Below are 22,857 nucleotides of genomic sequence, written 5' to 3'. Positions count from 1 at the left end.
GCCGGTGTCAGTCCGTGCCGCCGACCATCCGCTGCAACAGGTCCCGCAGCGTCAGCCGCTCCTGCTCGCTCAGCCCCGCCAGCGGCTCCCGGGCGAAGCGCAGGGACTCGCGCAGGCTGCGGGCCACCCGGCGGCCCTCGTCCGTCGCCGCCGCCAGCTTCACCCGGCGGTCGGCCGGGTCCGGCCGCCGTTCGGCCAGGCCGCGCGCCTCCAGGCGGTCGACGATGCCCGTGACGTTGGACGGCTCGCACTTGAGCCGGTGGGCCAGCTTGCGCATGGGCAGCGGCTCCAGGCAGAGCAGGCCGAGCAGCTTCGCCTGGGCACCGGTCAGCGCGTGCTCGGCGGCGGCCTCCTCGTACTCCTCGTGGTAGCGGGCCACGACCGAGGCGATCAGGTCCACGACCTCCAGGGTCAGCGCGTCGGGGCGGGCGGGGTGCGGTGCGGCCATGGTTCTCAGGGTACCCGGTTACTTGACAGCGTGAAATGTTCAAGCGCATCGTTGTTTCAGGTGCTGAAATAATGTCGGCGCCGGCGGCCCGGCCCGTGTCCGCCCCGCAGTGAGGAAAGGCGCTCCCCCCATGACCGACACCCCCGCCCTCCCCGCCGTCCACCGCGAGTGGCACCTGCTCAGCCGCCCGGTCGGCCGGCCGGAGCCCGGGAACTTCGCCCTGGTCGAGGCCCCGCTGCCCACGCCGGGCGAGGGCCAGGTGCTGGTGCGCAACCTGTACGCCTCCGTCGACCCGTACATGCGCGGCCGCATGAGCGCCGCCAAGTCCTACGTCGCCCCCTTCGAGCTGGGCAAGGTCATGCAGGGCGGCGCGGTCGGCGAGGTCGTCGCCTCGCGCGCCGAGGGCATCGCCGTCGGCGACCACGTCCTGCACTTCTTCGGCTGGCGCGAGTACGCCGCCGTCGACGCGGCGCACGCCGTCAAGGTCGACCCGCGGGCCGCGCCCCTGTCCGCGTACCTCGGCGTGCTCGGCATGACCGGGCTCACCGCGTACGCCGGTCTGCTGCGCACCGCCGCCCTCAAGGCGGGCGACGCGGTGTTCGTCTCCGGGGCCGCCGGCGCCGTCGGCAGCCAGGTGGGGCAGATCGCCAGGCTCAAGGGCGCCTCCCGGGTCGTCGGCTCGGCCGGGTCCGCCGAGAAGGTGAAGCTGCTCGTCGAGGAGTACAAATTCGACGCCGCCTTCAACTACAAGGACGGGCCGGTGGGCGAGCAGTTGCGCGCCGCCGCTCCGGACGGGATCGACGTGTACTTCGACAACGTGGGCGGCGACCACCTGGAGGCGGCCATCGGCTCCCTCAACCGCGACGGGCGCGTCGCGGTCTGCGGCATGATCTCCGTCTACAACGACACCGAGCCCGCCCCCGGGCCGCGCAACCTCGCCCGTCTCATCCAGACCCGCGGCCGCATCGAGGGCTTCCTGGTCGGCGACCACTACGACCTCCAGCCGCAGTTCGTGGCCGAGGTCGGCCCCTGGGTGGCCTCGGGCGCCCTCAAGTACCGCGAGACCGTCGTCGAGGGCATCGACAACCACCTGGAGGCCTTCCTCGGCGTCCTGCGCGGCGACAACACCGGAAAGATGATCGTCAAGCTCTGAGCCCGGAGCGGGGGCGCGGAGCCCGGCGGCCCGGCGGTCAGCCGCGGAAGGCGACCTCCGGGTGCTCCGGTGACGGGCCGTCCAGCAGGGGCTGCGCGGTGCCCTTCAGATGGAGGTCGAGGAAAGCCCCCAGGTAGGCGCGCGTGATCTGCTGCGACCGCTCGCCCGACAGGGGCTCCTCCGGCGGCAGGAGCCCCAGCTGGTCGCCGAGCACGGGTACGTCGGTGAAGGTGAAGTGCCCCGAGCCGGCCACCTTCAGCCAGCGCTTCCAGCCGTCCAGGCGCGGCCAGCCCTCGACCCAGGAGCTCTGGTCCTCCCCGTCGGCACCGACCAGCAGGAACGGCCGGCCGTCGAGACCGCCGTCCGGCACCAGCCCGAAGAGGCCGCCGTCCAGGTCGGCGCCCGCCCGTATCCGGCGGTCGCCCGCCATGGCGGGCACGGCGCTCGCCCCGCCGATGGAGTGGCCGGCCATGCCGATCCGCGCCGGGTCGATCAGGCCGGCGTGGCGCCAGGCCGGGTCGCGGGCGTCGGTCAGCCGGTCGAGCAGGAAGGACACGTCCCGGGCGCGGCCCCGGGCCACGTGCGCGTACCCGGTGACGGGGGCCTGCTCGCAGGCCGCGCAGGTGAGCAGCCGCCCGCCGGGGAACGCCGTGCCCACCGACTCGTAGGCGTGGTCGACGGACGCCACCACGTAGCCCCGGCTCGCCAGTTCCTCGGCCAGCAGCGTGAGGGTCGAGCGGTTGACGGTGAACCCGGGGGAGAGCACGACCAGCGGGAACGTGCCGCGCACGGGCGGTGCCCCGGTGCGCGCGTGGGTGCGGGTGCCGGCCAGGGTCCGGGCGGACACCGCCTCGGCCAGCCCCCGGTCGGTCAGGAAGGCCTGCGCCTCCCCGGTGGTCATGTACGGCGCGGTCCGCCCGTGCCCGGCACGGGCCGGGTAGTACAGCGACACCATCAGCTCCCGCGCCCCCGCCTGCGGCGTCCAGGGGTCGGGCCGGGACGGGTCCACCAGGTGCAGGGTGTCGCGTCCCACGGCCATCGGGCCGGTGGGCTGCGGGAGTTCGAGGCGTACGTGCTCCGCCGCGCCGGCCGGTGCGGGCGCGGCGTGCGTCGCCCCCGAGCCGAGCAGCGCGAGGGACAGGCCGAGTAACGCGGCGGCGGTGCCGCGGGTCAGTCGATGCATGCCGCCGAGGCTAGGCCGCGGAGATCACCGGGTGCGTCCTCCTGCGCGGTGACCCCGTCCCTCACTCCCGGGAGGGAGACCGGGCACCGGCGTACCCCCTGGGACCTACGGGACGGGACAGCCCCGCCCGGCCTTCCTCGGCCCTCCGTCGTGCGGTGCCTTCCGTCCGACCCGCGGCGACATCACCGTGACGCTCGTGCGACGGCACTCGTTGCGCACGGCGAAGGCCGCACCCCTGGACGTGGGGTGCGGCCTTCACCCGTGGTCAGGCCATGGCGGCCCGGTGCACCGCCCGCACGAACCGCTCGTTCTCCGGCGCCGCCCCGCCCGGGAACGCGCAGCGCCGCCGCGTGTACCCGTACGCCAGCCCGCTGCGCGGATCGGCGAAGGCCTGCGCACCGCCCGCCCCGCTGTGCCCGAAGGCGCCCGCGCCCAGGAACGGGTACCAGTTCTCGGCCGTCGCCTGGAAGCCGAGCCCGTACGCCTTGTGGGACCGGGCCACCAGGTCGTATCCCACGGAGTGGATCTGGCCGACCTCGGCGACCGTGTCCGGCTTCAGCAGCGGCGGGCGCCCGGCCACCGCGCTGATCGCCGCCGCGTACATCCCCGCCAGTCCGCGCGCGGCGGCCACGCCGCCCGCCGACGCCGGGCCCTTGGCGCGCACCAGCCGGGAGTTGGCGTGGTCCACCAGCTCACCGCTCTCGCCGGTGTGCGTGTTGAACGCGATCGAGGTGAGCGTGTGCGGCCCGGCCGGCTGGGCGTCCAGGACGGCCCGCTGCTCGGGCGTGGGCAGCATCGGCTGCACGGACCGGAAGCGGACCTCCTCGGCCGCGGGCAGCCCGAGATGGAAGTCCAGCGCGTACGGGGCGCGCACCCGCTCCTCGTACACCTCCTGGAGGGTGCGGCCGGTGGCCCGCCGGACCACCTCGCCGGCGAGCGCGCCGATCACCAGCGCGTGGTAGCCGAACGCCGTGCCGGGCCGCCAGAACGGCCGCTGGTCCGCGAGCCGCTCCGAGACGACCCGGTCGTCCGCCAGCTCCTCCGGCGTGAACCCGGAGTCGAGCCCGATCAGCCCCGCCCGGTGCGTGAGCAGCTCGCGCAGGGTCAGCGCGCCCTTGCCCTCCGCGGCGAACTCCGGCCAGTAGTACGTCACCTTGCGGTCCAGTTCCAGCGTGCCGTCCTGGACGAGGAGCGCGACGACGAGGTGGGCGGCGCCCTTGGTGGACGAGAAGACGCCGTACAGCGACTCGGCCGAGACGCCGTCCGGGCCCGCCCACAGGTCGACGACCCGCCGCCCGTGCACGTAGGCGCACAGCTGCCCCTCGTAGTCCGCCCGCTCCCGTGCCACGAACGCGGCGAACTCCGCGCGCACCTCCTCGTAACCGTCGGCGACGGTGCCGTGGATCTCCTGCGTCATCCGATCTCCTCTACCTCCTCGGCCGTCCGCATGCTCGCGTGTGTGCCGTGGTCTGCCTGGCCGCCAAGGTGAACCATGCCCGCCCGACCTGAGCGAATACCCCTCCGAGATGATCACGGAAGAGTGGTTCCGGTTCTCGCGGAGGCCGTTCCCGTGGAACGCACGCGCACCTCCTCCGGGTTCCTGAGGCGGGTACGGCGGGTGTACCCGGTCGACTCAACCGCCCCGAGGGGGACTTGGTGTCGCCGATACGTGCCGTTGCCCCGGATGGCGCACGCGGGCCCGCCGGGCCCGCCCGGATACAGTGCCCCCATGCGCGATCTAGGGGCGGGTTTCAGCTATCTCCTGAAGGGCCAGCGGTGGGTGGCCCGGCACGGCAAGCAGTACGGCTTCGGGCTGCTCCCGGGCCTGATCACCCTGGTGCTCTACGCCGGCGCCCTGGTGGCGCTCGCGCTGTGGGGCGAGGACGCCGTCGCCTGGGCGACCCCCTTCGCCGACGACTGGTCCAGCCCCTGGGGCGGTCTGTTCCGCGGCTTCCTCACGGCCGTCCTCTTCGCCCTCGCCCTGCTGCTCGCCGTCCTCACCTTCACCGCGGTCACCCTGCTGGTCGGCCAGCCCTTCTACGAGGCCCTGTCCGAGTCGGTCGACCGCGACGTCGCCCCGGACGGCACCGCGCCCGTCTCCGGCCTGCCGCTCCACCGGGAGCTGTGGATCTCCGCCCGCGACAGCCTGCGGATCCTGGTCCGCGCCGCCGTCTGGGGCGTGCTGCTCTTCGCCCTCGGCTTCGTGCCGGTGGCCGGTCAGACGGTCGTCCCCGTGCTCGGCTTCTTCGTCACCGGCTTCTTCCTCACCGAGGAGCTCACCTCCGTCGCCCTGCAGCGGCGCGGTGTCGAACTCCGTGACCGGCTCGCCCTGCTGCGCTCCCGCAAGACGCTGGTCTGGGGCTTCGGCACGCCCCTCGGCCTGGCCTTCCTCGTCCCCTTCGTCGCCGTCCTGCTGATGCCGGGCGCGGTCGCGGGCGCCACGCTGCTCGCCCGCGACCTGCGCGGCGAGGAGATCACCGAGGGCACCGGTCCCGCCGGGGACACCGGGGACACCGGGGACACCGGGGGAGCCGGGGACGGGGACCGCGAGTTCACCCGGTGACGGCGGCGGTCACGATCGCCCGTACCCGCGCGACGACCTCCAGCCGGTCGCGGACGAACCCGGGGTCGGCGACCTCGGTGGTGCCGCCCGCGCCGAACCGCCGGGCGGGCGTGTGCACATGCCCGCCCGGCAGCGTGCCGCGCAGCCCCAGCCGGTCCCGCGGCAGCGTCGCCCGGTAGGCGGTCCCGTCGGTCCGGCGGGCCCGCGCGGGCGAGCGGGCCCCGTCCAGCGCCGCGGCGAACGCCGGGGCCGCACCGGCGAGTCCGGACCGCCGCGGGATCTCCTGCGGCACGGCCCGTTCCAGCCGCTGCTCCTCGACGGTGGTGACCGCCGGGGCGGCCGGCGCGGGGGCGGCGAGCCCGGCCCCGGGGCGAGTCCGAGCGAGGCGAGGCGAACGCGGCGGTGCGGCACGGCGGTTCGGGCCCTTCCGGCGCGGTGGGCCGCGGTATCCCGTGACGGGAGGGGCCGCGCCACGGCGCGCGGGGCCGAGACGACCGACTCGCGGGCGTCGGTGAAGGGTTCGTACGAGATCCAGGCGCGCCGCTCGATCGCGGGCCGCGGGATCACCCTGGCGACTACCGTCTGAACCAGGGCGATTCGTCCCACGAGCAGCCCCGGTCCGGGACCTGACGGCCGGACCGGGGCTCGTGCGTGCCGGGCCGGCGCCGCCGTCAGCCCCGCACCGAGAACCCGTACACCGTCTCCGACCGGTACACCTCACCCGGCCGCAGCACCGTGCTGGGGAAGCCGGGACGGTTCGGCGAGTCGGGGAAGTGCTGCGTCTCCAGGGCGATGCCCTCCCCGGGCGCGAACGGCCCGCCCAGGTGGTCGCCGGTGTACAGCTGGAGCCCCGGCTCGGTGGTCGCCACCGTCAGCACCCGCCCGGACGCCGGGTCGGACAGCTCCACCGCCTCGACCGGCGCCGCGGTCACGCCCTTGTCGAGCACGTAGTTGTGGTCGTACCCGGAACCGACCTTGCGGGCCGTCCGGAAGTCGAACCGGGTGCCCTGGACCGGGGCGACGCCCGTCGGGATCAGGTCGTCGTCCACCGGCGTGTACCGCCCGGCGGCGATCCGCAGCTCGTGCCCGCCCGCGTCGCCCGAGCCGCTCAGGTTCCAGTACGCGTGGTTGGTCAGGTTGACCACGGTCGGCGCGTCGGTGACCGCCTCGTACGCGATCCGCAGCGCGCCGGACGCGTCGAGCCGGTAGGTCGCCGACACCTCCAGCCGCCCCGGGAAGCCCTCCTCGCCGTGCGGGCTGACCCGGCTGAGCCGCACGCCGTGCGCGACCGGCGTCCCGTCCCACACCCGCTTGTCGAAGCCGCGCTCACCGCCGTGCAGCGAGTTCGGCCCGTCGTTGCGGGCGAGTGCGTACGTCCGCCCGTCGAGCGGGAAGCGGCCGTCCGCGATCCGGTTGGCGTACCGGCCGGCCAGGGCGCCCAGGTACGGCTCGGGGTGCTCCAGATAGCCGTCCAGCCCGCCGAACCCGAGCACCACGTCCGCGGTCCGCCCGTACCGGTCCGGCACCTGAACCGACTGCACGATCCCGCCGTAGGACAGCACCCGCACCCGCACGCCCGCCCGCTCCAGGGTCCATCGGTGTACCGCCGTGCCGTCGGGAAGTGTGCCGAAGTGTTCAGTCATGAGCGAAACTCTAAGGCTTCTCGGCGGTGATCCTCCGATACGCGATCTCCGCCAGCCGGGCCTGGCCGTTCTTGCTGGGGTGGAACCAGTCCCAGGGGCTCAACTGCGCGGTGCCGAAGCGGTACGCGAACACCGCCCCGCCGTCGTACCGGCAGCGCTCGTCGGCCCCGCAGACCTCCGCCAGCACGGCGTTGTAGTCCCGCACCCGCTGCTGCACCGTCGCGCGCCGTTGTTCGGCCGCGGCGTCCAGGGCGTCCGCGTCGCCCAGCATCGACGGGCAGATCCCCAGCTTCCACACCTGCCTGCCCAGCGGGTTCGTCCGGCCCTCCGACCACAGCCGCAGCAGGTTCGGGATGCTCGCCACGTACACCTGGGTCTTGGGCAAGGCCTTGCGCAGCGTGCGCAGCGCCTCCTCGAAGTCGGCCCGGAAGTCCTCGACCGGCGTCATCGCCGCCGTGGAGGACCGGCAGGCGTCGTTCGCCCCCGTCATCACCGTCACCAGCTCCGGCGCGTGCGCCACCGCACGCTCCATCTGCGCCGGGAGGTCCGCCATCGCCGTCCCGCTCACCGCGTGGTTCCAGCTGCGCGTGGCGGCCCGGGTGCCCAGCAGCCGCACGGCGACGCTGTCCACCTCGGGACTGCTGCCGGTCGCCCAGGACACCTCCGGACAGTCCGTCAGCACCCCGCAGGCGTCGAACCCGCGGGTGATGGAGTCGCCGACGGCGGCGACGGAGGCGGGACTGCGGTCCCACACCACCGCCGGGGCCGCCTCGGCCCGCTGCCGGCCCAGGCCGGCCTCGTCCGGCGCGTCGCCGCCCACGGCGTCGCAGCCGGCCAGTCCCAGTACGGCCGCCGTGAGCACGGCCACCGCGGTCCGCACCCGCTGTCCGGTCTTCCGCATCGCCCGCCGGCCCCCTCGCTCGCTTTCCTTGGCCCCCTCCATACAACGCGCGAAGGTTCCCGGCCGCGCGCTGTGGGACGGGTCACGCCCGTACAAGCGTCCCCCCGGGTGAATGGCGGGAGTTTCCGGGCAGTGGGACCGACGGTACGTCACACTCCCCGCCCTGCCGCACGGTAGCCTCGCCATCAGCGTGGCCGACCGGCCACCGACGCCCTGCCAGCCGCAACACGCCCGCTCAGCCCGGAGGTCCCGGTGACGACACGTGGAGTCCTGTACGTGCACTCCGCGCCGCGCGCGCTGTGCCCGCACGTCGAGTGGGCCGTCGCCGGGGTGCTCGGCACGCGCGTCAGCCTCGACTGGATCCGGCAGCCGGCCGCGCCCGGCACCTGGCGCTCGGAGTTCTCCTGGCAGGGTGAGCCCGGCACGGCGTCCAAGCTGGCCTCCGCGCTGCGCGGCTGGCACCTGCTGCGCTTCGAGGTCACCGCCGAGCCCTGCCCCAGCGCCGAGGGCGAGCGCTACAGCTGCACCCCCGACCTGGGCATCTTCCACGCCGTCACCGGCATCCACGGCGACATCCTGATCCCCGAGGACCGTCTGCGCGCGGCCCTGGTCCGTGCCCGGCAGGGCGAGACGGACCTGGAGGCCGAGATCGCCAAGCTCCTGGGCAAGCCCTGGGACGACGAACTGGAACCCTTCAGGTACGCGGGCGAGGGAGCCCCGGTCCGCTGGCTGCACCAGGTGGTCTGAACACCTCGGTCGGCGACATCCGCGGGGGCGACGCCCCGGGGACGCGGGGAACTGCGCGGCCGGCCCCCACAGCCCCGCCCCCGGCGCACCGCACGAAGCGCAACGGCGATGGCCCGAACCCCCGCGAGGGGTCCGGGCCATCGCCGTGAGGCGGGGATCACACCGTCCGGAACGCCAGCACCACGTTGTGCCCACCGAACCCGAACGAGTCGTTGAGGGCGGCGATACGGCCCTCGACGGGCAGCTTCCGCGCCTCGCCGCGCACCACGTCCGCGTGGGCCTCGGCCTCGGGGTCGAGGTTCTCGACGTTGATGGTCGGCGGAGCCACCCGGTGGTACAGCGCGAGCACGGTCGCGACCGTCTCGACACCGCCCGCGCCGCCGAGCAGGTGCCCGGTCATCGACTTCGTCGCGGACACCGCGATGTGGTCGGTGTCGTCACCGAACACCTTCCGCAGCGCCTTCAGCTCGGCGATGTCACCGGCCGGCGTCGACGTCGCGTGCGCGTTGACGTGCACGATCTCGGCCGGGTCCAGGTCGGTCCGGTCGAGCAGGTTCTGCAGGGCGTGCGCGATGCCGCGGCCCTCGGGCTCGGGCTGCACGATGTCGTGGGCGTCGGCGGAGATGCCCTGCCCGACCGCCTCGGCGTACACCCGCGCACCGCGCCCGGCGGCGTGCTCGGCGGACTCCAGGACGACGACACCGGCGCCCTCACCGAGGACGAAGCCGTCCCGGGCCACGTCGTAGGGACGGGACGCGCCCTGCGGGTCGTCGTTGTTCTTGGACATCGCCATCATGTTGCCGAACGCGGCGATGGGCAGCGGGTGGATCGCCGCCTCCGTGCCACCGGCGACGACGACGTCGGCGCGGCCGGAGCGGATCATCTCGATGGCGTAGCCGATGGCCTCGGCGCCCGACGCGCACGCGGAGACCGGGGTGTGCACGCCCGCCCGGGCGCCCACGGCCAGCCCCACGTTCGCGGAGGGGCTGTTCGGCATCAGCATCGGGACGGTGTGCGGGGAGACGCGGCGTACGCCCTTCTCCTTGAGCACGTCGTACTGGTCCAGCAGGGTGGTCACCCCGCCGATGCCGGAGGCGATGACGGTGCCGAGCCGGTCCGGGTCGACCTCGCCGCCCTCACCGGCCTTGGCGGTGAAACCGGCGTCGGCCCAGGCCTCCTGCGCCGCGATCAGCGCGAACTGCGCCGAGCGGTCCAGGCGGCGGGCCTGCGGCCGCGGGATGGTCTCGGTGGGCTCCACCGCGACCGGTGCGGCGATCCGGACCGCCTGCTCGGCGGCCCACTCCTGCTCCAGGGGCCGGACACCGGAACGTCCGGTGACCAGGCCCTCCCAGGTAGAGGCTGCGTCGCCACCCAGCGGTGTGGTTGCGCCGATACCGGTGACGACCACGGTGCGATTGGTCGGGCTCACGGGAATTCTTTCTCCAACGGATACGAGGATTCGGCGGCGCCACCGCCGGGTGGCGGGGCCGGGGCATCCGGCCCAGGGGCCTCAGGACTGGTGCTTGAGGATGTACTCGGTCGCGTCGCCCACGGTCTTGAGGTTCTTGACGTCGTCGTCCGGGATCTTCACGTCGAAGCGCTCTTCGGCGGCGACGACGACCTCGACCATGGACAGCGAGTCGACGTCCAGGTCGTCGGTGAAGGACTTGTCCAGCTGGACGTCCTCGGTGGGGATCCCGGCGATCTCGTTCACGATCTCCGCGAGACCGGCGACGATCTCTTCCTGAGTGGCGGCCATGTCAGGCGCTCCTTCGTAGTGTTCCAGAGGGTGTGGCGGTGCGGCGACCCGTGCCGGACCGCGAGGGCCCGGCACGGAGTGCCTAGGGGAGAGTAACGACCGTCGCTGCGTACGCGAGACCCGCCCCGAATCCGATGACGAGCGCGGTGTCGCCGCTCTTCGCCTCGCCGGTCGCCAGGAGCCGCTCCATCGCGAGCGGGATCGAGGCGGCTGAGGTGTTGCCGGTGGTGCGGACGTCACGGGCGACCGTGACGGACTCCGGCAGCTTGAGTGTCTTCACCATCGAGTCGATGATCCGCTCGTTGGCCTGGTGCGGAATGAAGACGTCCAGGTCGGCGGCGCTGATGCCGGCCGCGTCCAGCGCCTGCTGAGCGACCTTCGCCATCTCGAACACGGCCCAGCGGAAGACCGCCTGGCCCTCCTGCGTGATGGCGGGGAACCGCTCGACCTCGCCGGCCCGGTAGTCCGTCCACGGCACGGTCTGCCTGATGGTCTCGGACTTGTCGCCCTCCGAGCCCCAGACCGTGGGGCCGATCGCGGGCACCTTCGACGGGCCGACGACGACCGCGCCGGCCCCGTCGCCGAACAGGAAGGCCGTCGCCCGGTCCTCCAGGTCGGTCAGGTCGCTCAGCCGCTCGACGCCGATCACCAGCACGTACTCGGCGCTGCCCTCGACGATCAGGCCCTTGGCGAGGGTCAGGCCGTAGCCGAAGCCCGCGCAGCCGGCCGAGATGTCGAAGGCCGCGGCCTTCGCCGTGCCCAGCTTGTCGGCGATCTCCGTGGCGACGGCCGGGGTCTGCCTGAAGTGCGTGACGGTCGAGACGATCACCGCGCCGATCTGCTCGGCGGAGATCCCGGCGTCGGCGATCGCCTTGCCGGAGGCCTCGACCGACATCGCGGCGACCGTCTCCTCGTCGTTCGCCCAGTGCCGGGTCTCGATGCCGGAGCGCGAACGGATCCACTCGTCGGACGAGTCGATCGTCTCGAGGATCACCTCGTTCGGCACGACCCGGGTGGGCCGGTAGCCGCCCACGCCGAGGATCCGCGCGTACGGGGCGCCCTTGCTGGGCTTGATCTTCGACATGTCGCAGTCGGCTCCTTCGGGGGCTTGTGCAGGCGTCAGGCGTGCTCGGCGATGAGCTCGCGGGCCGCGTCGAGGTCGTCGGGGGTCTTCAGGGCCAGCGTCCGCACACCGGGCAGGGCGCGCTTGGCGAGACCGGTCAGGGTACCGCCGGGGCACACCTCCAGCAGCGCGGTGGCACCGAGCTCCTGGAAGGTCGCCATGCACAGGTCCCAGCGGACCGGGTTGGCGACCTGGCCGACCAGCCGCTCGACGACCTCGGCGCCGGAGGCGACGACCCGGCCGTCCTTGTTGGAGACGTAGGCGGTCTTCGGGTCGGCGGGCGCCAGCTCCCGGGCGGCCGCGGCCAGCTTGTCCACCGCGGGTGCCATGTGGTGGGTGTGGAAGGCCCCGGCCACCTTCAGCGCGACGACCTTGCGCACGCCCTCCGGCTTGTCCTCGGCCAGCGCGGCGAGCTGCTCCAGCGTGCCCGCGGCCACGATCTGCCCGGCGCCGTTGACGTTCGCCGGGGTCAGGCCCAGCTTCTCCAGGTGCGGCACGGTCACCTCGGGGTCGCCGCCGAGCAGCGCCGACATCCCCGTCTCGGTGACCGCGGCGGCCTCGGCCATGGCCAGGCCCCGCTTGCGGACGAGGGGCAGCGCGGCGGTGTCGGTGAGGACGCCGGCGAAGGCGGCGGCGGTGATCTCACCGACGCTGTGGCCCGCGACCGCGCCCGGCGCGATCTCGGAGATGTCACCCAGTGCCGCGGCGGAGAGGAGACCGGCGGCCACGAGCAGCGGCTGCGCCACCGCGGTGTCGCGGATCTCGTCCGCGTCGGCCTTCGTGCCGTAGTGGGCGAGGTCCAGTCCGATGGCGTCCGACCAGGCGGCGACGCGGTCGGCGGCGCCGGGCAGTTCGAGCCAGGGAGTCAGGAAGCCGGGCGTCTGAGCGCCCTGGCCGGGAGCGACGAGTACGAGCACTCTCACACTCTCTCTTGGTTACGGGCACGGCCGCCCGTGAGGACAAGGACGAAGAACGGGAGGGGGTTTTGTGGGCCCCCGACAAAAGACTAGGGCTGGGGATCCCCGTCGACCAGACGCCCCAGGATCAGGGCGATGCGCAGCGTGAAAGCCGACCGTACATCGGAGGGTGACCAGCCGGTGACGTCAGTCACACGTCGGAGCCGGTAGCGCACGGTGTTGGGATGGACGAACAGCATCCGGGCGGCCCCTTCCAGGCTGCTCGCCTGTTCGAGATAGACGCTGAGCGTCTCCAGGAGCGCGGAGCCCGCCTCCTCCAGCGGTCTGTAGATCTCCTCCACCAGTTGCTCGCGCGCGCTCGGGTCCCCGGCGATCGCGCGCTCCGGCAGCAGGTCGTCCGCCAGCACCGGCCGCGGCGCGTCCTGCCAGGCGGAGCACGCCTTCAGACCCGCGGCGGCGGCCTGCGCGGACCGGGTCGCGGCCAGCAGGTCCGGCACGATCGGCCCGGCGACGACGGGACCCGCGGCGTAGGGGCCGATCAGCGACTTGGCGACGGCGAGCGGACTGTCGCTGCCGCCCGCGATGACGACCAGCCGGTCCCCGAGCACACCCGTCAGCACCTGGAGCTTGGCATGGCGTGCCGCGCGCCGGATGGCGTCCACGGTGAGTTCGGAGTCGCCGTCGGGGGCCGTGCCCAGCACCACGCACACGTGCTCCGGCGCGTTCCAGCCCAGCGCCGCCGCCCGCGACACCGCGCCCTCGTCGGCCTCCCCGCTCAGCACCGCGTTCACGACCAGCGACTCCAGCCGCGCGTCCCAGGCGCCCCGCGCCTCGGCGGCCTGGGCGTAGACCTGGGCGGTGGCGAAGGCGATCTCCCGCGCGTACACGAGGAGCGCCTCGCGCAGGGTGCCCTCGTCGCCGGGGGCGGCGACCTCGTCGATCGCGCTCTCCATGACCTCGATGGTGGTGCGCACCAGCTCGACGGTCTGCCGCAGGGTGATCGCCCTGGTCAGCTCGCGGGGGGCGGTCCCGAAGACGTCCGTGGAGATCGCCTGCGGGGCGTCCGGGCGCCGGAACCACTCCGTGAACGCGGCGATACCGGCCTGCGCGACCAGCCCGATCCAGGAACGGTTCTCCGGCGGCATGGCCCGGTACCACGGCAGCGTCTCGTCCATCCGCGCGATGGCCTGGGCGGCGAGACTGCCGGAGGACTTCTCCAGCCGCTTCAGGGTCGCGGAGTGCGGATGGACGCCGTGCGAGGCGGTACGGGCGAGGCGGGTTTCTGGTTCGGGCACGGGGACAAGACTGCCTTATCCGGACGCGGACACGTGTCGCCGGGTGGCGGTGAGGGCCCCGCCGGGGCTGGTCGGAGCCGGTCGGCGGGCGGGCGGGCGCACCGCCGCGGGCGGCCCGCGGCCGGGGGCGGCGGGCAACGGCGCCGCCTCGGCGGCGCCCCGGGACGGCACGGGAGGCGACGGGGCGCGGCGGTGGTGGGCGACGCGGTCACCGGCCGGTGCGGGCGGGTCTACGGTGGGGTGCGTGATGGACGTACGGCGCGCCGCTGAGCGCTACCCCGGAGGCGACCCGGAGGCCGGCATCGAGTCGCGGCACGCCTTCTCCTTCGGCCCCCACTACGATCCCGGCAACCTGCGCTTCGGTGCCCTGATCGCCTGCAACGAGGAGCGCCTGGCCCCCGGCGCCGGTTTCGCCGAGCACCCGCACAGCCACACCGAGATCGTCACCTGGGTCGCCGAGGGCGAGCTGACGCACCGCGACTCGGCGGGGCACGAGACGCTCGTCCGCGCCGGGGACGTGCAGCGCCTGAGCGCCGCGTCCGGCGTCCGCCACGTGGAACGCAACGACGGCGACCGGCCCCTGACCTTCGTGCAGATGTGGCTGGCCCCGCTCGCACCGGGCGGCGACCCGGCGTACGAGATCGTGCCCGGCATCGCGGACGCGACGCCGTACGCCGTCCCGGAGGCCGGCGCCATGCTGCACGTGCGCCGTCTGGCGCCGGGCGAACGCACGGCCGTCCCCGACGCCCCGTACGTCTACGTCCACGTGGTGCGCGGCGACGTCGCCCTGGGCGCCGAGCGCCTGGGCCCCGGTGACGCGGCCCGCCTCACCGACCCGCAGGGCGCGGAGGCGGTGGGGGTGACACCGGCGGAGCTGCTGATGTGGGAGATGCGGGAGATGCGGGAGAGGGCCTGACGGCCGCCGTCAGGCCGTCCGGGCCTCCGCCAGCACCGCGTCCGTGAACGCCGGCCACGCCTCGACCGCCCAGGGCCCGAACGCCCGGTCCGCCAGCGCGACGCAGGCCAGTCCCGCGTCCGGGTCGACCCAGAGGAACGTACCGGACTGCCCGAAGTGGCCGAACGTCCGCGGTGACGACGAGCCGCCCGTCCAGTGCGGCGACTTGGCGGCGCGGATCTCGAAGCCGAGCCCCCAGTCGTTGGGGTTCTGGTGGCCGTACCCGGGGAGCACGCCCTTGGTGCCCGGGTACTGCACGCTCATCGCCTCGGCGACCGTGCGCGGGTCGAGCAGCCGCGGCGCCTGGACCTCGGCGGCGAACCGCAGCAGGTCCTCCACCGTCGACACCCCGTCCTTCGCGGGCGAGCCCTCCAGGGTGGTGGACGTCATCCCCAGCGGCTCCAGCACCGCCTGCCGCAGGTACTCGGCGAACGGGATGTCCGTCGCCTTGGCGACATGGTCCCCGAGCTGCTCGAACCCGGCGTTGGAGTACAGCCGCCGCTCGCCGGGCGGCGCCGTCGCCCGGTGCTCGTCGAAGGCCAGCCCCGAGGTGTGCGCCAGCAGGTGACGCACCGTCGACCCGGGCGGGCCGGCCGGCTCGTCGAACTCGGCCGCGCCCTCCTCGTGGGCGACCAGCACGGCGTACGCGGCCAGCGGCTTGGTCACCGAGGCCAGCGGGAACCGCCGCCCGGCCGGCCCGGCCACCCCCAGCACCGTTCCGTCGGCCCGTACCACCCCCGCCGCAGCGGTGGGCACCGGCCAGCTGTCGATCAACGCCAAGCTCTGCAAGGACATGCCCCGACCTTAGTCCCGCTCACGGCGGCGGCCGCAGGAAGGGGTCCCCGGCCCGCGCCGGGGCCCGGCGGCGCTTTCCGGCCATGTTTGCCTTGAGCGCACTCCAAGGTCATAGCGTGGAGCGCATGACGGTGATGCAGACCACGGCAGCAGCCACCGAAGAGGCCCGCGAGAAGTCCCACGAAGAGGCCCGCGAAAAGGCTCACGAAGAGGCCCGCGAGGAGGCCCTCACCCGCACCGACATCTGCTCCGCCCCGCCCCGCCGGCCCCCGCGCCCCGACGGTCACGACCGCTACACGATCAGCGAGGTCGCCGCCTTCACCGGCCTGTCGGCGCACACCCTGCGCTGGTACGAGCGGATCGGCCTGATGTCCCACATCGACCGGTCGCACACCGGCCAGCGCCGCTACAGCAACCGCGACCTGGACTGGCTGGACCTCGTCGGCAAGCTCCGGCTGACCGGCATGCCGGTCGCCGACATGGTGCGGTACGCCGAGCTGGTGCGCGAGGGCGACGGCACCTTCGCGGAACGCCGCGAGCTGCTGGAGACCACCCGCCGGGAGGTGCTGGAGCGCGTCGCCGAGCTCCAGGACACGCTCGACGTGCTCGACCGCAAGATCAGCTCATACGCCGGCGACGGCCGCGCGCTCGCCGCGCACGAAGGGGAAGGAACCCGATGAACGACCACCGCACGATCCCGACGGCACGGCTCGGCGCCGGCGGTCCCGAGGTCGGTGTGCAGGGCCTCGGCTGCATGGGCATGAGCTTCGCCTACGGCCCCTCCGACGCCGGCGAGTCCCGGGCGGCGCTGGAGCGGGCGCTGGAGCTGGGCGTCACGCTGTACGACACGGCGGACGCGTACGGCGCGGGCGAGAACGAGCGGTTCCTCGCGCCGTTCTTCGCGGCGCACCGCGACGAGGTCGTGATCGCGACCAAGTTCGCCCTGTCGATCCCGCCGGACGACTCGACCCGCCGGGTCATCCGCAACGACCCGCCGTACATCCGCCAGGCCGTCGAGGCGAGCCTGGAGCGGCTCGGCGTGGACGTGATCGACCTCTACTACATGCACCGCCGGGATGTGAACGTGCCGATCGAGGAGACGGTCGGTGTGATGTCCGAGCTGGTCCGCGAGGGCAAGGTCAAGCAGCTGGGCCTGAGCGAGGTCACCGCCGCGGAGCTGCGCGCCGCGCACGCCGTGCACCCCGTGGCCGCCGTGCAGTCGGAGTGGTCGCTGTTCAGCCGGGACATCGAGGCGAAGGTCGTACCGGCCGCCCGGGAGCTGGGCGTCACCCTGGTCCCGTACTCGCCGCTCGGCCGCGGCTTCCTCACCGGGTCCTTCGTCGACGCCGAGCGGGACCTCACCGCCGACGACTTCCGCCGCGGGCAGCCCCGGTTCACCGGCGCCAACGCCACGGCCAACGCGGCGCTGCTGGCACCGGTCCGCGCGGTCGCCGAGGCGCACGGCGCCTCGCCCGGGCAGATCGCCCTGGCCTGGGTCCACCAGCAGGCGGCCGTCCACGGCCTCCCGGTCGTCCCGATCCCCGGCACGCGCAGGCCGGGCCGCGTCGAGGAGAACACGGCGGCCACCCGGATCACGCTGACACCGGACGACCTCGCCCTGCTGGAACCGGTGGCATCGAAGGTGGCGGGCGACCGCTACGCCGACATGACCTTCACGTCGGCCGGCCGGGAGTAACCCCGCAACGCCGGGCCCGCGTCCCACCTCGGGGGCGCGGGGCCCCCGGCCCGCCCCCGCCCCAGTTCGTCGCCGGGCCGGGAGTGAGTCCGCAACGCCGGGACCGCGTCCCACCTCGGGGGTGCGGGGAACTGCGCGACAGGCCTCCACCGGCCCGCCCCCGTCCCCGCGCCCCGCCCCGGCAGGACGCAGGCAACGCTGGGACCGCGTTCCACCTCGGGGGCGGGGGGAACTGCGCGACAGGCCTCCACCGGCCCGCCCCCGTCCCCGCGCCCCGCCCCGGCAGGACGCAGGCAACGCTGGGACCGCGTTCCACCTCGGGGGCGGGGGGAACTGCGCGACAGGCCTCCCCCGGCCCGCCCCCGTCCCCGCGCCCCGGCAGCACAGCCCGGCAGCCGCTACAGCTCGGCCAGCAGCTCGGCCTTCTTCACGGAGAACTCCTCATCGGTGACCAGCCCGGCCCGGTGCAACTCCCCGAGGTGCCGAATCCGCTCCGCGACATCCGCCGGATCCCGTCGCGGAGCGGCAGCCACCGGCACCACCGCCCCCGCGGACCGCACCCGCACCGCGTCCAGCACCGCCGCCGCGAACGGCAACGACTCGTGCACCGGCCCGTACCCCAGCCCGAAGACCACCGCCGCCGGATCCTGGTCGGCCTGCGCCGGCCGCTCCCCGGCGTCCCGCCGCAGCAGCCGCAGATGCCCCTCGAACACCTCCGGCGACCGCCACTCCACCCCGCTCAGCTCCTCGACGGCGAACGTCTGGTCCCCGGCCTTCCACTTCGCCGACGACGCCCCCGTCCAGAACCACCGGAACGCCACCGACGACCCGTCGAACGAGGCCTTCCCGTCGTACGCCTTGAACTGCAACGGCGGAGCGGGCGCCGGCACGAGACGCCGGTCCGCCGGCCCCGGTCCGGCCAGCTGGGCCCGCAGCTCCTCGGCGTAGTACTCGGCCAGCGTCTCCCGCTCGGCGGGCAGCACCAGCCGGTAGGGGTCGCTGCTCTCCTTCAGCTGTCCGGCCGCCGCCTCGATCAGCGGATCCGCCCCCGGCCGCGGCTCCGCGCGCAGCACGACGGTCCCGCGCCGCCCGGGGGAGAGCGTCACCCCTTGCAGCGCGGCCAGCGGCACCCGCCGCTCGCCGAGCGCCTGGAGCAGCTTAGGTGCTCGAATCCCCCGTTCGTAGCGGATGAGCACGGAGTCGGACTCGAACTCCCAGGCGGCATGAAATCCGGCCAGTACGTCACCCATGCGGCTCATCGTATGCGGCACGCGCTCTTTCGTCCCCTCCCCGCACGCACCGCAGTTCCTGCGCCTCTACGCGCGTCCGGCCGCCGTCGCGCCGGACAAACCCACCCGGCACGTGCCGGTGTCGTCGGCGCAGTCCACCGCGCGGTACGCGCCAACCCCGATCGCGGCGAAGTTGGCGAGGCTGCCCGTGCCCGGTTCGAAGTAGCCGGCGTGCCCGTGCGCGCCGCGCGCCGACAGCACACGCGCCCCGAACGCCGTGGAGACCGGGTCGGCGCCGTGCCCCAGCCCGCCGAACTCCAGGTAGGGCACGTCCTGGATCCAGTCGTCGGCGTCCCGCATCGCCCAGACCCGGGCGGAGGTGCGCAGCTGCGAGGCGGTGGCGACGCGCATGCCGGGGCTGCCGGCCACCGCCATGTCGGCCACCCGGCCGGGCAGCGCGGGGGCGGCGACGCCGCAGACCACGGAGCCGTAGCTGTGGCAGAACAGCGACACCGGCGCGTCCCCGGGCAGCGCGCGCACCAGCGCGTCCAGCCGGACCGCGCCGTCCTCGGCGCGCATCGCGGTGGCCGACTCCACGCCGAGGCCGCTGGGCGCGGTGTAGTCGGCCCAGGCGATCACGGCCGTGCGCGTCGCGGGGGCGGCGGCGCGCTCGGCGGCGTGCAGGGACTTCGCCATGCCGACCGGAGCGGCGTAGCGGCGGTGGGTGCGCTGGAAGGTGAGCAGGTCGGTGTCGGCGCCGGGGATGACCACCGAGACCCGCTCGGCCCGGTCCAGGTCGCCGAAGACCTCGGCGACCCGGCCCGCGCCGTCCGGGTCGAAGGCGAGGATGTGCCGGTCGGCGCGCATCAGCGAGGCGAAGCGGTGCATACGGCGGCCCGCCTCGTGCTGCCCGGCGGGACTGAGCCGGTCGTCGGCCGTGCGGTCGCGCTCGATGGCGCGGGCCTGGCCGAGGGCGATGCGGTTGGCCAGGTAGCGCAGCCGGACGGGGGCGCCGTTCATGTTGCCGACCGCCAGCGGATAGCGGCGGGCCAGCAGGGCGCGCTGCCCCTTGGTGAGCGAGGCGAAGAAGGCGGCGAGCCGGGCGGGTGCGGCGTCCGGGGCCGGCAGCCGCTGCCCGGCGACGCGGCCGTGCTCCCAGGCCGAGCGGGAGGCCTGGAGCGGGCCGGCCGACCGGTGGTTGCGCAGGGCGGTCCAGCCGGTGGTCGCCAGCATCACGAACACCACGGCCAGCGCGAGCAGGGCGCGCCAGACGTTGAGCGAGGGGGAGGTGTCGAAGGAAGTCACTGGGAGGACACATTAGGAGAACGGAAGGATCTCACGTGACCGGTGTGTCGCGGATCACGTTTGAGGAAGGTCACCTGATCGCACCGGGGGACGACCGCGCCGCGCCCCGTCTCACCGGCCCGTCCCGCCCGCCGGCCGGCGCCCCGCTCAGCGGCTCCGCCAGTCGCCCGCCAGCGCCGGTCCCACCTGATCGAGGTACGCGCTCGTCAACGCGCGCATCGCCTCCAGGCCGGCGTCCGGCTGCGCGCCCCACAGCCGTTCGGTGACCCGCAGCACCCCGCTGAAGACCGCCACCGCCACCCGCGGCCGGGGATCGGTGTCCACGTCCAGGCCCTCCCGCTCGGCGATCAGCCGCGCGATCTGCTCCTCCGTCTCCGCCGACCGGCGCAGGTGCGCGGCGAGCAGGACGGGCGTCGACTCGATCACCCGGTACATCCGCACGTACACCTCGACCGGTGCGACCGCCTCGATGACCTCGCTGATCCGGTCCCAGCCGTCCAGCACCGCCCGGCTCAGCGCCGCCATCGGCGGCTCGTGCGCGGGACGGGCGCGCACCATCTCCACGAAGTGCGCCACCGTCATCGCCTCCAGGGCGAGGGCGGCCTCCTCCTTGCCGGAGAAGTGACGGAAGAAGGTGCGCTGGGAGACGTCGACGGCGGCGGCGATCTCGTCCACGGTGGTGCGGTCGTAGCCGCGGGTGGTGAACAGTTCCACGGCCGCGCGCAGCAGCGCGTCCCGGGTGCGCTGCTTCTTGCGTTCGCGCAGGCCCGGGCGCGGCCCTGCCCCCGTGGTGCCGAGCGTGTCCATGAGCCACTCCTGCGCGCCGTTCCGCCTGGTCAGGCAAGGCCTGAATGTCGTGACAGTTACCGACTAGTGAATTGGTTTGTCAACTGTCAGTGGCTGTCACTAGCCTCGAACGCATGACTAGTCAGACCACCATCGACACGACGGGGCCGGGGGACGGCACGCCCGCCGCCTCGTCGGACCCGACGCCGGTCAAGGGCCTGCGCGGCCATCCCTGGCTCACCCTCATCACCGTCGCCGTGGGCGTCATGATGGTGGCCCTCGACGGCACCATCGTGGCCATCGCCAACCCCGCCATCGCCACCGACCTCAAGGCCACCTGGGCCGAGGTCCAGTGGATCACCAACGCCTACTTCCTGGCCCTCGCGGTCTCCCTGATCACCGCGGGCAAGCTCGGCGACCGCTTCGGCCACCGGCAGACCTTCCTGATCGGCGTGGTCGGCTTCGCCGCCGCCTCGGGGGCCATCGGCCTGTCCGACAGCATCGCCGCGGTCATCGTCTTCCGGGTCTTCCAGGGCCTCTTCGGCGCCCTGCTGATGCCGGCCGCGCTCGGCCTGCTGCGGGCCAGCTTCCCGGCCGAGAAGCTCAACATGGCGATCGGCATCTGGGGCATGGTCATCGGCGCCTCCACCGCGGGCGGCCCGATCCTCGGCGGTGTGCTGGTCGAGCACGTCAGCTGGCAGTCGGTGTTCTTCATCAACGTCCCCGTCGGTGTGCTCGCCCTGGTCCTCGGCGCGCTGATCCTCATCGACCACCGCGCGCAGAACGCGCCGCGCTCCTTCGACGTGCTCGGCATCGCCCTGCTGTCGGGCGCGATGTTCTGCCTGGTCTGGGCCCTCATCAAGGCGCCCGCGTGGGGCTGGGGCGACGGCCGGACGTGGACCTTCATAGCCGTCTCGGTCCTGGGCTTCGTGTTCTTCGCCGTCTGGCAGCAGCGGGTCCGCGAGCCCTTGATCCCGCTCGCCCTGTTCCGTTCGATCCCGCTCTCCGCGGGTGTCGTCCTCATGGTCCTCATGGCCATCGCGTTCATGGGCGGCCTGTTCTTCGTCACGTTCTACCTCCAGAACGTGCACGGCATGAGTCCGATCGACGCCGGTCTGCACCTGCTGCCGCTCACCGGCATGATGATCGTCGGCTCGCCGCTCGCCGGCGTGATGATCACCAAGTTCGGCCCGCGGCTGCCGCTGTCCCTCGGCATGGCGTGCACCGCGCTCGCCATGTACGGCATGTCCACGCTGGAGAAGGACACCGGCAGCGGCGTCATGTCGCTCTGGTTCGCCCTGCTCGGCCTCGGCCTCGCGCCGGTCATGGTCGGCGCGACCGAGGTCATCGTCGGCAACGCGCCGATGGAGCTGTCCGGTGTGGCCGGCGGCCTCCAGCAGGCGGCGATGCAGATCGGCGGCAGCCTCGGCACGGCCGTCCTGGGCGGTGTGATGGCCTCCAAGGTGGACGGCGACCTGGCGGGCAACTGGGCGGACGCGGGTCTTCCGCCGCTGACCCCGGCGCAGGAGGCGCAGGCCGCCGAGGCGGTCCAGCAGGGTGCCGCCCCGGTGCCGCCGGGCACGCCGGACGCCATCGCCGCGAAGATCACGGACGTCGCCCACGACACCTTCATCTCCGGCATGAGCCTGGCGTCGCTGGTCGCGGCCGGGGTCGCGGCGGTGGCGGTGCTGGTCGCCCTGCTGACCAAGCGCGGCGTGAACGCGGAGGCGGGCGCGGGCGGCGTGCACATCTGACGGTGCGTCACCTATCCGGGTGACAGTCCTGAAGTCCCCTCACATCCGGCTCGCGCCGCAGGTCACAGTGGGTCAAGCCCTCCGTACGGCATGGTCGTGCGGTACCGCCGTACGGCGACGAGGGCGGCCGGGGCTGCGGCGCGCTGCCGGAGGGGGGCGGCGCGCCGGCAGACCGGCAGGTAGGGAACGCGCGGCGGGGGTACCCGGCTCATCGACCCGAACGAACGGCTCGGTTCGAGGAGTTGATGAGCCGACGGCCGGTTTCGGACACGGTTACCGGCTGTTCTGAGCCGGGGGGAGTGAGGAGGGGCCTCCGGCGTCACGCCGGAGGCCCCGCTCATGACTCCCCGCATGCCGGGGCCCACCTCAGGCCGAGGTATCCGTCACGTCGGCGGCCCCTCGTCGGGCTTCCTCACCGTGACCGCTCCTCTGCGGCTCCGCTCCGAGGGCCGGCTCCGGCACCGGCTCCGCTCCGAGGGCCGGCCCTGGCGCCGGCTCCGCTCCGAGGGCCGGCTCCGGCACCGGCTCCGCTCCGAGGGCCGGCTCCGGCACCGGCTCCGCTCCGAGGGCCGGCCCTGGCGCCGGCTCCGCTCCGAGGGCCGGCC

General features: G+C 74.0%; 23 protein-coding genes. 8 read left to right on the top strand and 15 right to left on the bottom strand.

The genetic code is table 11. The features are described from left to right. Positions 1-7: 7 nt before the first annotated feature. Entirely contained in the window at positions 8-448 is a 441-nt protein-coding gene (locus tag ACFF45_RS02880) for a MarR family winged helix-turn-helix transcriptional regulator (protein WP_381341407.1), read from the bottom strand. Positions 449-578: 130 nt separating this feature from the next. On the opposite strand from ACFF45_RS02880, the gene ACFF45_RS02875 reads away from it, so the two are divergent. Then, positions 579-1,601, top strand: a complete 1,023-nt coding sequence (locus ACFF45_RS02875) for an NADP-dependent oxidoreductase (RefSeq protein WP_381341404.1) — start codon at positions 579-581, stop codon at positions 1,599-1,601. A gap of 37 nt (positions 1,602-1,638) precedes the next feature. On the opposite strand, the gene ACFF45_RS02870 is transcribed toward ACFF45_RS02875, so the two are convergent. Further along, positions 1,639-2,784: an alpha/beta hydrolase family protein gene (locus ACFF45_RS02870; RefSeq protein WP_381341402.1), complete on the bottom strand. Its 1,146-nt coding sequence runs from the start codon at positions 2,782-2,784 to the stop codon at positions 1,639-1,641. 265 nt (positions 2,785-3,049) lie between these two features. Continuing rightward, a complete protein-coding gene (locus ACFF45_RS02865) occupies positions 3,050-4,201 on the bottom strand; it encodes a serine hydrolase domain-containing protein (protein ID WP_381341399.1) in 1,152 nt (383 codons plus the stop codon). A gap of 312 nt (positions 4,202-4,513) precedes the next feature. Here ACFF45_RS02865 and ACFF45_RS02860 point away from each other — a divergent pair, with 312 nt between their 5' ends. Beyond that, positions 4,514-5,347, top strand: coding sequence for an EI24 domain-containing protein (locus ACFF45_RS02860; RefSeq protein ID WP_381341396.1), 834 nt, complete (start codon positions 4,514-4,516; stop codon positions 5,345-5,347). Here the strand turns inward: ACFF45_RS02860 and ACFF45_RS35720 are convergent. From ACFF45_RS35720 to ACFF45_RS02845, 3 genes are read right to left on the bottom strand one after another with little or no spacing between them, the layout of a single operon-like run. Continuing rightward, the gene (locus ACFF45_RS35720) at positions 5,337-6,068 is read right to left on the bottom strand and encodes a PA0049 family protein (RefSeq protein ID WP_512701180.1); all 732 of its coding nucleotides are present in this window, start codon (positions 6,066-6,068) and stop codon (positions 5,337-5,339) included. The genes ACFF45_RS02860 and ACFF45_RS35720 overlap by 11 nt on opposite strands. Further along, entirely contained in the window at positions 6,019-6,990 is a 972-nt protein-coding gene (locus tag ACFF45_RS02850) for an aldose epimerase family protein (protein WP_381341392.1), read from the bottom strand. Before ACFF45_RS02850 ends, ACFF45_RS35720 begins: the two co-directional genes overlap by 50 nt. Positions 6,991-7,000: 10 nt before the next feature. Beyond that, positions 7,001-7,891 carry an SGNH/GDSL hydrolase family protein gene (locus tag ACFF45_RS02845; RefSeq protein ID WP_381341390.1) on the bottom strand — a complete coding sequence of 297 codons (891 nt, stop codon included), beginning with the start codon at positions 7,889-7,891 and terminating at the stop codon, positions 7,001-7,003. Between the two features lie 252 nt (positions 7,892-8,143). Between ACFF45_RS02845 and ACFF45_RS02840 the strand changes: the two genes are divergently transcribed. Then, a complete protein-coding gene (locus ACFF45_RS02840; protein ID WP_381341387.1) occupies positions 8,144-8,638 on the top strand; it encodes a DUF3145 domain-containing protein in 495 nt (164 codons plus the stop codon). A gap of 157 nt (positions 8,639-8,795) precedes the next feature. Here ACFF45_RS02840 and fabF read toward each other — a convergent pair whose 3' ends face one another. The 5 genes from fabF to ACFF45_RS02815 form a co-directional block, all read right to left on the bottom strand. Beyond that, complete coding sequence (gene fabF / locus ACFF45_RS02835; protein WP_381341384.1) at positions 8,796-10,067, bottom strand: beta-ketoacyl-ACP synthase II; 1,272 nt, start codon at positions 10,065-10,067, stop codon at positions 8,796-8,798. A gap of 81 nt (positions 10,068-10,148) precedes the next feature. Beyond that, positions 10,149-10,397: an acyl carrier protein gene (locus ACFF45_RS02830; RefSeq protein ID WP_141312265.1), complete on the bottom strand. Its 249-nt coding sequence runs from the start codon at positions 10,395-10,397 to the stop codon at positions 10,149-10,151. Between the two features lie 82 nt (positions 10,398-10,479). Continuing rightward, positions 10,480-11,481: a ketoacyl-ACP synthase III gene (locus ACFF45_RS02825; protein ID WP_381341381.1), complete on the bottom strand. Its 1,002-nt coding sequence runs from the start codon at positions 11,479-11,481 to the stop codon at positions 10,480-10,482. Positions 11,482-11,516: 35 nt separating this feature from the next. Then, positions 11,517-12,437, bottom strand: a complete 921-nt coding sequence (locus ACFF45_RS02820; protein ID WP_381341379.1) for an ACP S-malonyltransferase — start codon at positions 12,435-12,437, stop codon at positions 11,517-11,519. Positions 12,438-12,526: 89 nt separating this feature from the next. Next, complete coding sequence (locus tag ACFF45_RS02815) at positions 12,527-13,732, bottom strand: PucR family transcriptional regulator (protein WP_381341376.1); 1,206 nt, start codon at positions 13,730-13,732, stop codon at positions 12,527-12,529. Positions 13,733-13,979: 247 nt separating this feature from the next. Between ACFF45_RS02815 and ACFF45_RS02810 the strand changes: the two genes are divergently transcribed. Beyond that, entirely contained in the window at positions 13,980-14,648 is a 669-nt protein-coding gene (locus tag ACFF45_RS02810) for a pirin family protein (protein WP_381341698.1), read from the top strand. A 9-nt stretch (positions 14,649-14,657) separates the two neighbouring features. Here the strand turns inward: ACFF45_RS02810 and ACFF45_RS02805 are convergent, their stop codons facing one another. Further along, the gene (locus tag ACFF45_RS02805) at positions 14,658-15,482 is read right to left on the bottom strand and encodes a serine hydrolase domain-containing protein (protein WP_381341373.1); all 825 of its coding nucleotides are present in this window, start codon (positions 15,480-15,482) and stop codon (positions 14,658-14,660) included. A 125-nt stretch (positions 15,483-15,607) separates the two neighbouring features. Here ACFF45_RS02805 and ACFF45_RS02800 point away from each other — a divergent pair, with 125 nt between their 5' ends. Both ACFF45_RS02800 and ACFF45_RS02795 read left to right on the top strand, forming a co-directional pair. Further along, a complete protein-coding gene (locus tag ACFF45_RS02800) occupies positions 15,608-16,162 on the top strand; it encodes a MerR family transcriptional regulator (RefSeq protein WP_381341370.1) in 555 nt (184 codons plus the stop codon). Further along, a complete protein-coding gene (locus ACFF45_RS02795; protein ID WP_381341368.1) occupies positions 16,159-17,178 on the top strand; it encodes an aldo/keto reductase in 1,020 nt (339 codons plus the stop codon). The genes ACFF45_RS02800 and ACFF45_RS02795 overlap by 4 nt, the downstream gene beginning before the upstream one ends. Positions 17,179-17,576: 398 nt before the next feature. Here the strand turns inward: ACFF45_RS02795 and ACFF45_RS02790 are convergent, their stop codons facing one another. The 3 genes from ACFF45_RS02790 to ACFF45_RS02780 form a co-directional block, all read right to left on the bottom strand. Beyond that, complete coding sequence (locus ACFF45_RS02790) at positions 17,577-18,428, bottom strand: DUF4429 domain-containing protein (RefSeq protein WP_381341365.1); 852 nt, start codon at positions 18,426-18,428, stop codon at positions 17,577-17,579. Between the two features lie 66 nt (positions 18,429-18,494). Next, positions 18,495-19,712 carry an alpha/beta hydrolase gene (locus ACFF45_RS02785; protein WP_381341363.1) on the bottom strand — a complete coding sequence of 406 codons (1,218 nt, stop codon included), beginning with the start codon at positions 19,710-19,712 and terminating at the stop codon, positions 18,495-18,497. A gap of 147 nt (positions 19,713-19,859) precedes the next feature. Beyond that, the gene (locus tag ACFF45_RS02780; RefSeq protein WP_381341360.1) at positions 19,860-20,519 is read right to left on the bottom strand and encodes a TetR/AcrR family transcriptional regulator; all 660 of its coding nucleotides are present in this window, start codon (positions 20,517-20,519) and stop codon (positions 19,860-19,862) included. Between the two features lie 113 nt (positions 20,520-20,632). On the opposite strand from ACFF45_RS02780, the gene ACFF45_RS02775 reads away from it, so the two are divergent. Both ACFF45_RS02775 and ACFF45_RS02770 read left to right on the top strand, forming a co-directional pair. Next, positions 20,633-22,252 (top strand): DHA2 family efflux MFS transporter permease subunit, encoded by a 1,620-nt coding sequence (locus ACFF45_RS02775; protein ID WP_381341358.1) that lies wholly within the window; start codon positions 20,633-20,635, stop codon positions 22,250-22,252. A gap of 417 nt (positions 22,253-22,669) precedes the next feature. Beyond that, on the top strand, positions 22,670-22,857 hold a 188-nt coding region (locus ACFF45_RS02770), incomplete at its 3' end, for a hypothetical protein (protein ID WP_381341355.1).

It is taken from the genome of Streptomyces cinereospinus (genome assembly GCF_042430725.1).
Lineage (GTDB): Bacteria > Actinomycetota > Actinomycetes > Streptomycetales > Streptomycetaceae > Streptomyces > Streptomyces cinereospinus.
Note: the sequence above shows the minus strand (reverse complement) of the source record. Positions and strands in the feature narration are given on the sequence as shown.